The following is an 11,525-nucleotide window of genomic DNA, read 5'->3' as shown; positions in this document are numbered from 1 at the left end:
CTCGCCCCCCTGCGCCGCGCGCCCGACCCCGCCGCCGCCCTCGACAGTGAGGCGCTGCTCGGCGAGGCGGCGACCGTCTACGACCTGCGCGACGGGTTCGCCTTCGCGCAGCTCGCGGCGGACGGCTATGTCGGCTACCTGCCGGCGGAGGCGCTCGGGCCCGTCGATCCCGCACCGACCCACCGGGTCGCGGCCCTGCGCACTTTTCTGTATCCCGCCGCCGACCTGAAGCGGCCCGCCCTCGGGGCGCTCAGCCTCGGCGCCCGGGTGGCGGTCGCGGCGCGGGACGGCGCCTATGCGCGCCTGCACGACGGCGGCTTCGTCTGGGCCGGCCACCTCGCCCCCCTCGACGCGATCGAGCCGGACGTCGCCGCGACGGCCCTGCGCTTCCTCGGCGTCCCCTATCTCTGGGGCGGACGCAGCAGCCTCGGGCTCGACTGCTCCGGTCTGGTGCAGACGGCGCTCGCCGCCGCCGGGATCGCGGCGCCGCGCGACAGCGACCAGCAGGAGGCCGCCCTCGGCGAGGCGGTGCCGGTCGCGGCGGACCTCGCCGGCCTGCGGCGGGGCGACCTGGTATTCTGGCGCGGCCATGTCGGGATGATGCTGGACGAGACACGTCTGATCCACGCCAACGGTCATCACATGGCGGTGGCGGTCGAGCCGCTCGCCGAGGCGCAAGCCCGCATCCGCGGCGGCCGCACGGGGCCCGGCACCGGCGACGGGGCGATCCGCGCGATCCGCCGCCTCCTCCCCGGCTGACCGTCGGGGGCCGAGCCCGGAGGCCTTTCCTTGGACCTGTCCGATCCCGACACTGGGGAAACCGCCCGGTGCGCGACGGATCGCGCGTGCAAACCCGTGGACATCCGGCGGAATACCGGCCGGGCGGGGGTCGCGCCGCCTCGCCTCGGCCATCACCTGCGATAGATTGGGACGCGAGGGTTCGCCGTCGGCGGCCCACCCACTCGTGCTCCGAGGATACCCGCCCGCGATGCTGACCGGTTCGGCCGTCACCCGCGCCCTCGTCATCGTCGTGCTGGCAGCCGGTCTCGCCGGCCTGTGGCAGTTCCTGATGCCGCGGGCGACCGGCCCCAACATCTCCGAGCCGCCCAAACGCGCGGAGACCGGCAAGAGCTCCACAGCGAGCCCCACGGCGAGCCGGACCGTGCCGCCGCCGACCAGCGAGAGCGGAGACCCGGTGCGCTCGGTCTATCCGGGCCCGCGCGCCGCCGAGCCGCCGGCGCCGCGCCAGCCCCCGGCGGCGGATCCGGCACCCGCTCCGGCACCTGCGCCGGTTCCCGTTCCGGTGCCGAGCGCCGCCCCGGCGACGGTGCCGGAGCCCACCCCTCCCCCGGTCTTCGGCCCGCCGGCCGTGCCACCGGTCGCGGCGAACGACGAGCCGGCCTCCGCTCCCGCCCCGGCCGGCGCCGTCGACCTCAACACCGCCAGCGTGGCGGAGCTGAACGGGCTGGGCGGCGGCATGATCGGCAAGGCGATCGTCGCCCGGCGGCCCTACACCTCGCCGGGCGATCTCCTGTCGAAGCGCGTCCTGAGCCGGGCGACCTACGAGAAGATCAAGGGCCAGGTGACGGTACGGTAGGAGCTCTCCGGATCAGTCGAGGCCCTCGTCGGGGATGTTCAGCGTGGTCCCGCAAGCCTTGCAGTGCACGGCATCCGGCTCGTGGCGCTGCAGCCCGCAGGTCGGACAGGGAAAGCGCACCTTGTAGGGCCGGAACACCACCTGGGCGAGGCGGAAGAACAGGGTCACGCCGCAGATCATCACGAAGACCGAGATCAACCGGCCCGACGGGCCCGGCAGGGTGATGTCGCCGTAGCCGGTGGTCGTCAGCGACGTGACCGTGAAGTAGAGCGCATCGACCGGGCTGCCGATCGCCGGATTGCTGCCGGCCTGCGTGACGTAGACCACGCCGGTCATCACGAACACGAACACCATCAGGTTGGTGGCGGCCAGGATGGCCTCTTCGTTGCGCCGGAAGACGGTGCTGTCCTGGCGCAGCCGGTCGAGCAGCTGGTAGGTGCGCAGGAGGCGAAGCGTGCGCAGGATGCGCAGGAAGCCGACGCCCTGCACGAACATCGGCGCGAGGAACGAGGCGATCGCCACCACGTCCGTCCAGGTGCTGAGGCGCAGGAACTCGCGCGCCGGCGCGCGGCTGATCGCCAGGCGGCCGGCGAAATCGGCCAGCACCCCGAGGCCGAGGACCACGTCGCAGGCGACGATCCAGGACGAGAGCGGCAGGAACGAGGTCACGATCACGAAGGCGATCGTCGCGATGTCGAAGGCGAGCAGGGCGTACCGGAAGCGATGCGCCCGATCGGTGTCGCCCTCGTAGAGGGCCTGCAGTCTGGCTTTCAGCGGAGTCATGGTTCCGATCGGTCGGACGGGCGCCGCCGCCCCATAGCGCATTCCGACCGCCGGCGCCCGTTGCGCACCGATCCGATCGATGGGATACGGGCGCCAAGGTGTGCGGTCCCGCAGCGGGACCTGCAGGATGTCTGCCGCTGGTCGGGCCGCCAGCGGGGAAGACCCGTGCCCATGCCTCATCCGACTTGGCCTTATTCGACCCGGCCCCATCCGACTTGGCCTCATGCGGCCGGGCAGCCTCCCCGGTCCCACCGGCGACATGGCCGTCGTCCTGCCCCCGGCGCAGGCGTCGTGATGCGGTCCATCGATCCGATCATCGCGGCAGACCCGACATGCCCGGCGGCGGGTCGGGTTTCGCCGACGCATCCTCCACATTTCGGCAAGGCGACGACATGAGCGTTCAGGCCCCCCTCCCGGTTCGCCGGCCGCTCTCGGCCCTGCGCAACATGCTGCACAACGAGGCCAGCGGCGGCCTGGTGTTGATGGCGAGCGCCGCGCTGGCGCTGGTCGTGGCGAACTCGCCTCTCTCCGGGAGCTACTTCGCGGTCCTCAAGACCGATCTCGGCCCGCTCTCGGTCCTGCACTGGATCAACGATGCCCTGATGGCGGTGTTCTTCCTGCTGGTCGGCCTGGAGATCAAGCGCGAGATGCTGGACGGGCGGTTGCGCACCTGGCCCGACCGCATCCTGCCCGGGATCGCCGCGCTCGGCGGCATGCTGATGCCGGCGCTGGTCTATGCCGCGGTCAACCGGCACTCGCCGGACACCCTGCGCGGCTGGGCGATCCCGGCGGCGACCGACATCGCCTTCGCCCTCGGGGTGCTGGCGCTGCTCGGTTCGCGCGTGCCGGTCTCGCTCAAGGTGTTCCTCACCGCCCTGGCGATCATCGACGACCTCGGGGCCGTCCTCATCATCGCGGCCTTCTACACCGCCGACCTGTCGCTGCCGATGCTCGGCGGCGCCGGCCTGACGCTCGCCATCCTCTACGGGATGAACAAGGCCGGCGTCGCACGTCTGTGGCCCTACCTGCTGCTCGGCGCGGTGCTGTGGGTGTTCGTCCTGAAGTCCGGCGTGCACGCGACCATCGCGGGCGTGCTGCTCGCGCTGACGATCCCGCTGCGGCTCAGCGTCGGCAAGCCGGACGATCCGACCTCGCCGCTGCACATCCTCGAGCACGCCATCCATCCGTGGTCGGCGTTCCTGATCCTGCCGATCTTCGGGTTCGCCAATGCGGGCGTGTCGCTGGCCGGGTTCAAGCCGGCCATGCTGCTCGATCCGGTGACGCTCGGGGTCGCGCTCGGCCTGTTCGTCGGCAAGCAGCTCGGCGTGTTCGGGTTCGTGCTGGCCCTGGTCCGGCTCGGCTGGGCCCAGCGGCCGGCGCACGCGACCTGGCTGCAGGTCTACGGCGTGGCGCTGCTGTGCGGCGTCGGCTTCACGATGAGCCTGTTCATCGGCCTGCTGGCCTTCGCCGCGAGCCCCGAGCTCGAAGCGGAGACCAAGATCGGCGTGCTGGTCGGTTCGCTCGCCTGCATGGCGGCCGGGGCGCTGGTGCTGCGCTTGGCGCCGCGCGCGCCGAAGCCGGCGGCGGCGCACGGGTCCTGATGCCGGGCCCGCGCGATCGTCGGGCCGTCGAACGGGCCGGATCGGCCGGAGAACCGGATGCTCGGCGCCGAGCATCCGGCCTCTCGCGAAGGCCCCCGATGCCGTGCACCGGGGGCCGCACCGGTCACGCCGCGAGCGGCGCCGGGATCTCGGTCTCGCGCTCGGTCACGAGGTCGGCGGCGATGCGGCCGGAGCCCGCCGCCATGGTCCAGCCCAGCGTGCCGTGGCCGGTATTGAGCACGAGGCCCCGGATCTGGGTGCGGCCGAGATAGGGCACGTTCGAGGGCGTGGTCGGGCGCAGGCCGCTCCAGGCGGTGGCGGCGGAAAAGTTGCCGGCATTCGGGAAGGTACGCCGCGCGTTCTCCAGGATCGCCGCGACCCGCGCCGCATCGAGGTGGCGGGTATAGCCCGAGAGTTCGGCGGTGCCGGCGACCCGCAGATGGGTGCCGAGGTTCGAGTAGACCAGCTTGTACTCGTCGTCGGTCAGGCTGACCTGCGGCGCGCCGTTATGGCCCTCGATCGGGATCGAGACCGAGTAGCCCTTGGCCGGGTAGATCGCGAGATTGACGCCGTAGCGGCGCAGGAACGGCGCCGACCACGAGCCGAGCGACACGACGACGTTCGGGGCGGACAACCGCTGATGCCCGCCTTCGACCATCACCTCGACGCCGGTGATTCGGTCGCCCGACGGAGAGAGCAGCAGGCGCGTCGCCTCCGAGCCGTACAGGAACGTCGCCCCCATCGCGGCGGTGCGGGCGGCGAGCGCCTGGGTGAAGGCGCGGGCGTCGCCGCTCTCGTCCTCGGCCGTGTAGGTGGCGCCGACCACGTCGTCGATGGCGTGGGCGAAGGCCGGCTCGAGCGCCAGCACCTCGTCGCGGCCGATCACCCGGCGCTCGCAGCCGTGCTGGCGCATCAGCTCGGCGACGGGCTTGGCGGCCTCGAACTCCTTGGCGTCGCGGTAGAAATGCAGGATGCCCAGCGTCTTCTCGGCGTAGGCCAGGCTCTCGGCGGCGCGGATCTCCTGGAGCTTGGCGCGGCTATAGGCGCCGAGCCGCACGATCTCGACGGTGTTGCGGCGCGCCCGCTCGGGCGTGCAGTTGCGCAGGAAGCCGGCGATCCACGACCATTGGTGCCGGTCGAACCGGGGGGTGAAGAGCAGCGGCGCACGCGCATCGAAGAGCCACTTCATCACCTTGAGCGGCGCGCTCGGATTGGCCCAGGGCTCGGCGTGGCTCACCGAGATCTGGCCGCCATTGGCGTAGCTGGTCTCGAGGCCGGCGCCGCTCTGGCGGTCGATCACGCAGACCGACAGGCCGGCCTTGGCGGCCCAGTAGGCGGTGGCGGTGCCGACGACGCCGGCGCCGAGCACGATGAGATCGAAGGAGGTCTTTTGTCCCGACACGCGTTCCATCCTTCCCGCCTCGTCGAAGGCAGGTGGCAGGGGTTGGAACTCTGTTCGGGTGGCCTGAGAGATTCGCCGGGTTCACGACCCGGCTTGCTCCATCGGCGGGCGTCGTGGCGCCCTCTCCAGAGTGTCCTCTCGATCGCGGTCCTTTGACCTGAGAGCTTCGGCGCGCAGCACGGCTGGCACGCCTTTCCCCTTCGGTGCCGGCGCGAAGCCGGTCTCTCCCGCGACCATCAACGGACGGCCAAGCCTCTAACATGGCCGCCCGTCGGACAAAAGTGCAAAGAGTCGCGGAATCGCCAGGATCGGTCGCTCCCGCTCAAGCGGAGGCGACCGACCCGCTCAGGCCAGGCGAGCGTCGCTCAGGCCCGGCAAGCCCCGCTCAGGCCCGGCAAGCCTCGAACCCCTTGCGGATCTGGTCCGGGTCGAGGTGGCGACCGATGAAGACGACGCGGGATTCGCGCGGGTCGCCGGGCTTCCACTCGTCCTGCAGGTCGCCGTCGAGGATCATGTGGACGCCCTGGAAGACGAAGCGGCGCGGCTCGTCGGGGAAGCTGACGATGCCCTTGCAGCGCAGGATGTCGGCGCCCTGGACCTGGGTCAGGTCGGAGATCCACGGCATGAACTTGTTGGGATCGACGGCGCCCGGCAGCCGGGCCGAGATCGACTGGATCTCCTCGGAATGGTGGTGATGGTGGCCTTCCTCGAGGAATTCCGGCTCGATCTCGACGATGCGGGCGAGGTCGAAGGCGTTGCGGCCGAGCACCTTGTCGAGGGCGATGGCGCAATGCTGGGTCCGGTGGATCTCCGCGGAGGCGTTGATGGCGCGGATCTGGCGCTCGACGGCGTCGAGGCCGGCCTCGTCGACGAGATCGGCCTTGTTGAGCAGGATCACGTCCGCGAAGGCGACCTGGTTCCTGGCCTCGGGGGCGTCCTTCAGGCGCTCGGACAGCCACTTGGCGTCCACCACCGTCACCACCGCGTCGAGGGTGGCGGCCTCGCCGACATCCTGGTCGACGAAGAAGGTCTGGGCCACCGGCGCCGGCTCGGCGAGGCCGGTGGTCTCGACGATGATGGCGTCGAACTTGCCCTTGCGCTTCATCAGCCCGTCCATGATGCGGATCAGGTCGCCGCGCACGGTGCAGCAGATGCAGCCGTTGTTCATCTCGAACACTTCCTCGTCGGCGCCGACCACGAGGTCGTTGTCGATGCCGATCTCGCCGAACTCGTTGACGATCACGGCGTAGCGCTTGCCGTGCGGCTCGGTGAGGATGCGGTTGAGGAGGGTGGTCTTGCCGGCGCCGAGGTAGCCGGTGAGCACCGTGACGGGAATCTTGTCGGACATGCGGGAGGCTTCTTCTGCAACCGGACGGGGCGCGGACGCCGCCGGGGCGCCGCACTGACCGGTGATATAGTGTGTCACCCGCCGCCGCGGGAGGCCGGATCGGGCGCGGGGAAGCGGGCGACGTCGCCCAGCAGCTCGACGAAGGCCCGGGCGCCGTGATCGAGGAGGGCCCGCCCCGCCTCCGCCGTGCCGAGGCGCGCGTCGCCGATGGCGCCCGCGGGGTTCAGGTCCTGCGCGTGCCAGGCGAAGGCCGCCGGGCGCCCGGCCCGCAGATGAGTGTAGCTGCGCGCGATCTCCCGCGTCGCCGGCACGAAGTCGCGGATCGCGGGCCGGCGCACGAGGTCGGGGCGCAACGCCAGCATCAGGGCGGTCTCGATGCCGCCGCCATGGATGCCGTGGCGCACCTCGTCCTCGGGAAACGAGTCCGGCGGCGTGCCGAAGCGGCTCCAGGCGGTGGTGACCGCCACCATCCCGTGCCGGCCGCGCAACCCCAACGCTACGAGGTCGACGAGCGCGCTGTTGCCGCCATGCGAGGAGACGATGACGAGCCGGCGGCAGCCCGCCCGCGCCACCCCGTCGCCGATCTCGCCCCAGGCCTTCAGCGCCGTCTCGGGGGTCAACGTCAGGGTGCCGGGAAAGTCCGCGTGCTCGGGCGACAGGCCGACGCTCTGCACCGGCAGCACCCGGACGTCGAGGTCGGCGGGGACGAGGTCCACGACCCGCGCGAGGTAGCCTTCGGCGATGACGACGTCGGTGGAGAGCGGCAGGTGCGGCCCGTGCTGCTCCACGGCCGCGACCGGCAGCACCGCCACGGCGGCCCGCAGCGCGCCCTCGCGGCATTCCTCGGTGGTCAGGTCGCCCCAGGGCCGGGCCGGCATGCGCGTCTCCTCCACATCTGTCCGTCACGTCTGTCGATCGCCGGCAACATAAGCCGCGGCGGGGCGGGCCGGAACCGGGGCCTCGTCATCCAGGCGTCACAGGCGGGCTGGCATGTGCGCGTCGGGGTGCCGTCGCGGCGCCCGGTCCGCCGTCCTTGCGCTCACGGTGCACGCGCGGCAGGATCCGTCTCGAAACAGGGGCTGAACGCCATGGCAGCGGGCGAGCAGGCAGTGGCCGTAGCCGTGGACACGCCGCGCCGGGCGTCCAAGCGCCTCCGGCCCCCCGGCGCCAAGAGCGTCGGCTGGGCCCTGATGCAGGCCGCGCGCCTCCATCGCGGCCGCATCGGCGACCGCCTGGCGGATCTCGACCTCTTCGCCGGCCAGGAGCAGGTGGTCCAGGCGCTCGCGGCGGCGGGCACCATGACCATGGGCGACCTCGCCGCCACCCTGCGGGTGCGCCCGCCCACCGCCTCGAAGACCATCACGCGGCTCGCCGCCATGGGGGTGGTCGAGCGCCGCACCGAGGCCGGGGACGGCCGCGTCGTCCGGGTCCGCCTGACCGAGGCCGGCCTGGCCAAGGCGAAGGCGATCGAGGGCATCTGGGACGACGTCGAGGCCGAGATGCTGGACGGCTTCGACGGCAAGGAGCGCCGGCGCCTGCGCAAGCTCCTGCGCCGCGCCGCCCGCAACCTCGCCGAGGCCGCCGGCCTCGACGCGCACGAGTCCGACGGCGAGGCCGAGGACGACCTCGACGGTCTCGATGCCGGGGATTCGAGCCGGGACATGGACTGACGACGTCCTGGACTGACGACGTCCTGGACCGGCGACGCCCTGGACCGGCGACGCCCTTGAGTGAGGACGCCCCGGACCGACAAGCGCGGGCCGGCACCCGCTTCGCCGAACGGATTATCCCGCGGCGCGGCGCGGCCTATGTTGAATGATCCGGCGCTGCGGCGGGGGATCACCTTGCCAAGTCCGTCGTTTGTCAGTTTTCTGCCGTGGGGCGACCCGTTCGCGGCGGGCGCGACGGCGCCGGGCCGGAAACAGTGTCCGATCACGATCACAGGAGCGACCGCGCCACGCGGTCGCCGGGCTTTCGCGCCCGCCCCCTCTGGGCCCACGTCACGGCGCTGGCCGCCGCCCTGCTGGTGCCGGCGCTCATCATCATCGGGCTGATCGCCCAGCGCTGGGTCCAGGCCGAGCAGGCCCGGATGGAGGAGCGCACCGCGACCCTGAACGCCCACGCGGTCGAGCAGATCGACGGCTTCCTCGGCGGCCAGGTGGCGATGCTGCGGGCGCTCGCCACCTCGCCGGCCCTGGAGGCGGGCGACGACGCCCGGTTCGACCGCCAGGCGCGGGAGCTGGTGCGCCTGCCGGGGGTCGAGATCGTGCTGCGCGATCCCGACGGCCGCGAGCGGGTGAACACCCGGCTGCCCCGGGGCGCGACCCTGCCGGGCGGCCCCCTCGCCGACGACCGCACCGTGCAGGAGACCGGCGCGCCGACGATCTCGGGGCTCTTCGCCGAGGCCGGGTCGGGCCGGCCGGTCGTCGCCGTCACGGTGCCGGTCCGGCGCGACGGCGCGGTGACCCGCCTCCTCACCGCCACGCTGCCCGCCGCGCTGTTCGGCGAGATCCTGCGGGCGGCGGGCGTGGCCGCCCCCTATTCGGGCTCGATCGCCGACCGGGCGGGCATCGTCATCGGCCGCTCGGTCGAGACCGACGCGGCGGCCGGCAAGCCCCTGCCGGGCTTCGACACCATCACGGAGACGACCGGGCAGTGGAAGGGCCGCAACCTGAGCGGCATTCCGGTCTTCGGCACCCATCATCGCTCGGTGCCGTCGGGCTGGGTGGTGACGATCGGCGTCGCGCAGGCGGCCCTGCAGGCGCCGCTCGTCACCTCCGTCCTGGTGCTGGCGCCGGTGGTCCTCGGCCTCGGGCTGATCGCGCTCGTCGCCTCGCTGCTCGCCGGGCGCCGCATCCTGCTCGCCAAGGCGCTCCTCGCCAAGGCGGCGGACGACCTGCGCCGGGGCATCCCGCTGCGGACGCCGGTGACGCCGGTGCGGGAGGTGAACGAGGTCGGGGCGGTGCTGGCGGAGACCTCCGCCACCCTGCACCGGCAGGCCGACGCCCTGCGCGAGAGCAACGCCGACCTCGAGAACCGCATCGCCGCGCGCACCCGCGAGCTCGTCGCCAAGGAGGCGGTGCTCACCACCACCCTCGACGCGATGGACCAGGGCCTGATCATGGTCGATGCCCAGGGGACCGTCGCGGTGACGAACCGGCGCCTCGCCGAGCTCCTCGACCTCGACCCCGCCTTCCTGGCGACGCAGCCGTCGCGGGCGGAGATGCGGCGGGCGCTCGACGCGGCAGGGGAATATGCGGGGGTCGATCCGGCCTTCGGGCAGGCGATCGCGATGGGCGACCTCGCGGTGCTGGGCGAGCGCTACGAGCGCACGCGGCCGAACGGCACGATCCTCGAGGTCCACAACGCGCCCACCGCCGAGGGCGGGGTGCTGCGCACCATCACCGACATCACCGCCCGGCGGGCGGCCGAGGCGGCGTTGCGGCACAAGAAGGCGCTGCTCGACGCGACCCTCGCCAACATGGACCAGGGGGTGCTGCTGATCGACGCCGCGGGCATCGTCCAGCTCTGCAACGAGCGGGCGATCGACCTGCTCGGCCTGCCGCCCGAATACCGCCATTGCCGCCCGGCCTTCGCCGAGGTCGTGGCCCGGCAGGACGCCGCCGGGGAGTTCGGCGATGCACAGGCCGTCCGCGAGCCCTGGCTCGCGCTCACCGGCGACCACCTCGGCGCGCCGCCGGTCTACGAGCGCACGCGGCCGAACGGCACCGTGCTCGAGGTGCGCACCGTGCGCCTCGCCGAGGGCGGGGCGATCCGCACCTTCTCCGACGTGACCGAGCGCAAGCGGCGCGAGCTCGCCGTCCTGGAGGCCAACCGCGTCGCCGAGGCCGCGCGGCTCCAGGCCGAGGCCGCGAGCGCGGCCAAGACCGAGTTCCTGGCGACGATGTCCCACGAGATCCGCACGCCGCTCAACGGCGTGATCGGCTACGCCGACCTCCTGATGCGTGCCGGCACCCTGTCGCCGGCCCAGGCCCGCAGCGCCGAGCGGATCCAGGATGCCGGCCAGGCCCTGCTGACGGTCGTCAACGACGTCCTCGACTTCTCGAAGATCGAGGCGGGGCAGATCGACCTCGATCCCCAGCCCTTCGCGCCGGCCTCGCTGGCCGACAACGCCGTGGCGATCGTCGGCGGCGCCGCCGAGGCCAAGCGCCTGAGCCTCGCGGTGCGGGCCGAGCCCGGCCTCGCCCCGCGCCTCGTCGGCGATCCCGACCGGCTGCGCCAGGTCCTGCTCAACCTCCTCAACAACGCGATCAAGTTCACTCCGGCGGGCCACGTCACCCTGCTGCTGGCCACGACGCCCCTCGGCGACGGCCGCCACCTCCTCAGGGCCGCGATCCACGATACCGGGATCGGGATCCCGGCCGACCGGCTCGGCCGGCTCTTCCAGCGCTTCTCGCAAGTCGACGGCTCGATCCAGCGCCGCTTCGGCGGCACGGGCCTCGGCCTCGCGATCAGCCGGCGCCTGATCGAGACGATGGGCGGCGAGATCGGGGTCGAGAGCCGGCCCGGCGAAGGCTCGACCTTCTGGTTCAGCGTGCCGCTGGCGGAGGCCGTCGCGGAGGAGGCGACCCCGGCCCGCGGCGCCGCGATCCCGCTCGACCGGCCGGCCCGGGTGCTGCTCGTCGAGGACAGCCCGGTCAACCAGGACATCGCCCGGGCGATCCTGGAACGCCGCGGCCACCGGGTGACCGTGGTGGCGGACGGGGCCGAGGCGGTCTCCGCCGTGCAGGCCGGCGCCCACGACGTGGTGCTGATGGACGTGCAGATGCCCGG

Annotated in this window: 9 protein-coding genes and 1 riboswitch; of the genes, 5 read left to right on the top strand and 4 right to left on the bottom strand. The window is 72.8% G+C overall.

The features are described from left to right. Both QR78_RS04315 and QR78_RS04310 read left to right on the top strand, forming a co-directional pair. On the top strand, nt 1–759 hold a 759-nt coding region (locus QR78_RS04315; RefSeq protein WP_048426271.1), incomplete at its 5' end, for a C40 family peptidase. A 229-nt stretch (nt 760–988) separates the two neighbouring features. Beyond that, on the top strand, nt 989–1,597 hold the full coding sequence (locus QR78_RS04310; protein WP_048426270.1) for a helix-hairpin-helix domain-containing protein: 609 nt from the start codon (nt 989–991) through the stop codon (nt 1,595–1,597). A 12-nt stretch (nt 1,598–1,609) separates the two neighbouring features. Here the strand turns inward: QR78_RS04310 and QR78_RS04305 are convergent, their stop codons facing one another. Beyond that, nucleotides 1,610–2,380: a potassium channel family protein gene (locus QR78_RS04305; RefSeq protein WP_048426273.1), complete on the bottom strand. Its 771-nt coding sequence runs from the start codon at nt 2,378–2,380 to the stop codon at nt 1,610–1,612. Between the two features lie 392 nt (nt 2,381–2,772). Here QR78_RS04305 and nhaA point away from each other — a divergent pair, with 392 nt between their 5' ends. Beyond that, on the top strand, nt 2,773–3,981 hold the full coding sequence (gene nhaA, locus QR78_RS04300; protein WP_048426269.1) for a Na+/H+ antiporter NhaA: 1,209 nt from the start codon (nt 2,773–2,775) through the stop codon (nt 3,979–3,981). A gap of 124 nt (nt 3,982–4,105) precedes the next feature. Here nhaA and QR78_RS04295 read toward each other — a convergent pair whose 3' ends face one another. From QR78_RS04295 to QR78_RS04285, 3 genes are all read right to left on the bottom strand, one after another. After that, nucleotides 4,106–5,383, bottom strand: coding sequence for a D-amino acid dehydrogenase (locus QR78_RS04295; protein WP_202972715.1), 1,278 nt, complete (start codon nt 5,381–5,383; stop codon nt 4,106–4,108). A 135-nt stretch (nt 5,384–5,518) separates the two neighbouring features. Then, nucleotides 5,519–5,623, bottom strand: a riboswitch (glycine riboswitch). Between the two features lie 145 nt (nt 5,624–5,768). Then, complete coding sequence (locus QR78_RS04290) at nt 5,769–6,731, bottom strand: CobW family GTP-binding protein (protein WP_048426267.1); 963 nt, start codon at nt 6,729–6,731, stop codon at nt 5,769–5,771. Between the two features lie 74 nt (nt 6,732–6,805). Beyond that, a complete protein-coding gene (locus QR78_RS04285; protein ID WP_048426266.1) occupies nt 6,806–7,609 on the bottom strand; it encodes a creatininase family protein in 804 nt (267 codons plus the stop codon). Between the two features lie 210 nt (nt 7,610–7,819). Between QR78_RS04285 and QR78_RS04280 the strand changes: the two genes are divergently transcribed. Further along, nucleotides 7,820–8,401, top strand: coding sequence for a MarR family winged helix-turn-helix transcriptional regulator (locus QR78_RS04280; RefSeq protein ID WP_048426265.1), 582 nt, complete (start codon nt 7,820–7,822; stop codon nt 8,399–8,401). A 254-nt stretch (nt 8,402–8,655) separates the two neighbouring features. Further along, nucleotides 8,656–11,525: PAS-domain containing protein (locus tag QR78_RS04275; protein ID WP_053220791.1), on the top strand; the 2,870-nt coding region annotated here is incomplete at its 3' end.

Source organism: Methylobacterium indicum (assembly GCF_001043895.1).
In the GTDB taxonomy this organism is placed as follows: domain Bacteria; phylum Pseudomonadota; class Alphaproteobacteria; order Rhizobiales; family Beijerinckiaceae; genus Methylobacterium; species Methylobacterium indicum.
Note: the sequence above shows the minus strand (reverse complement) of the source record. Positions and strands in the feature narration are given on the sequence as shown.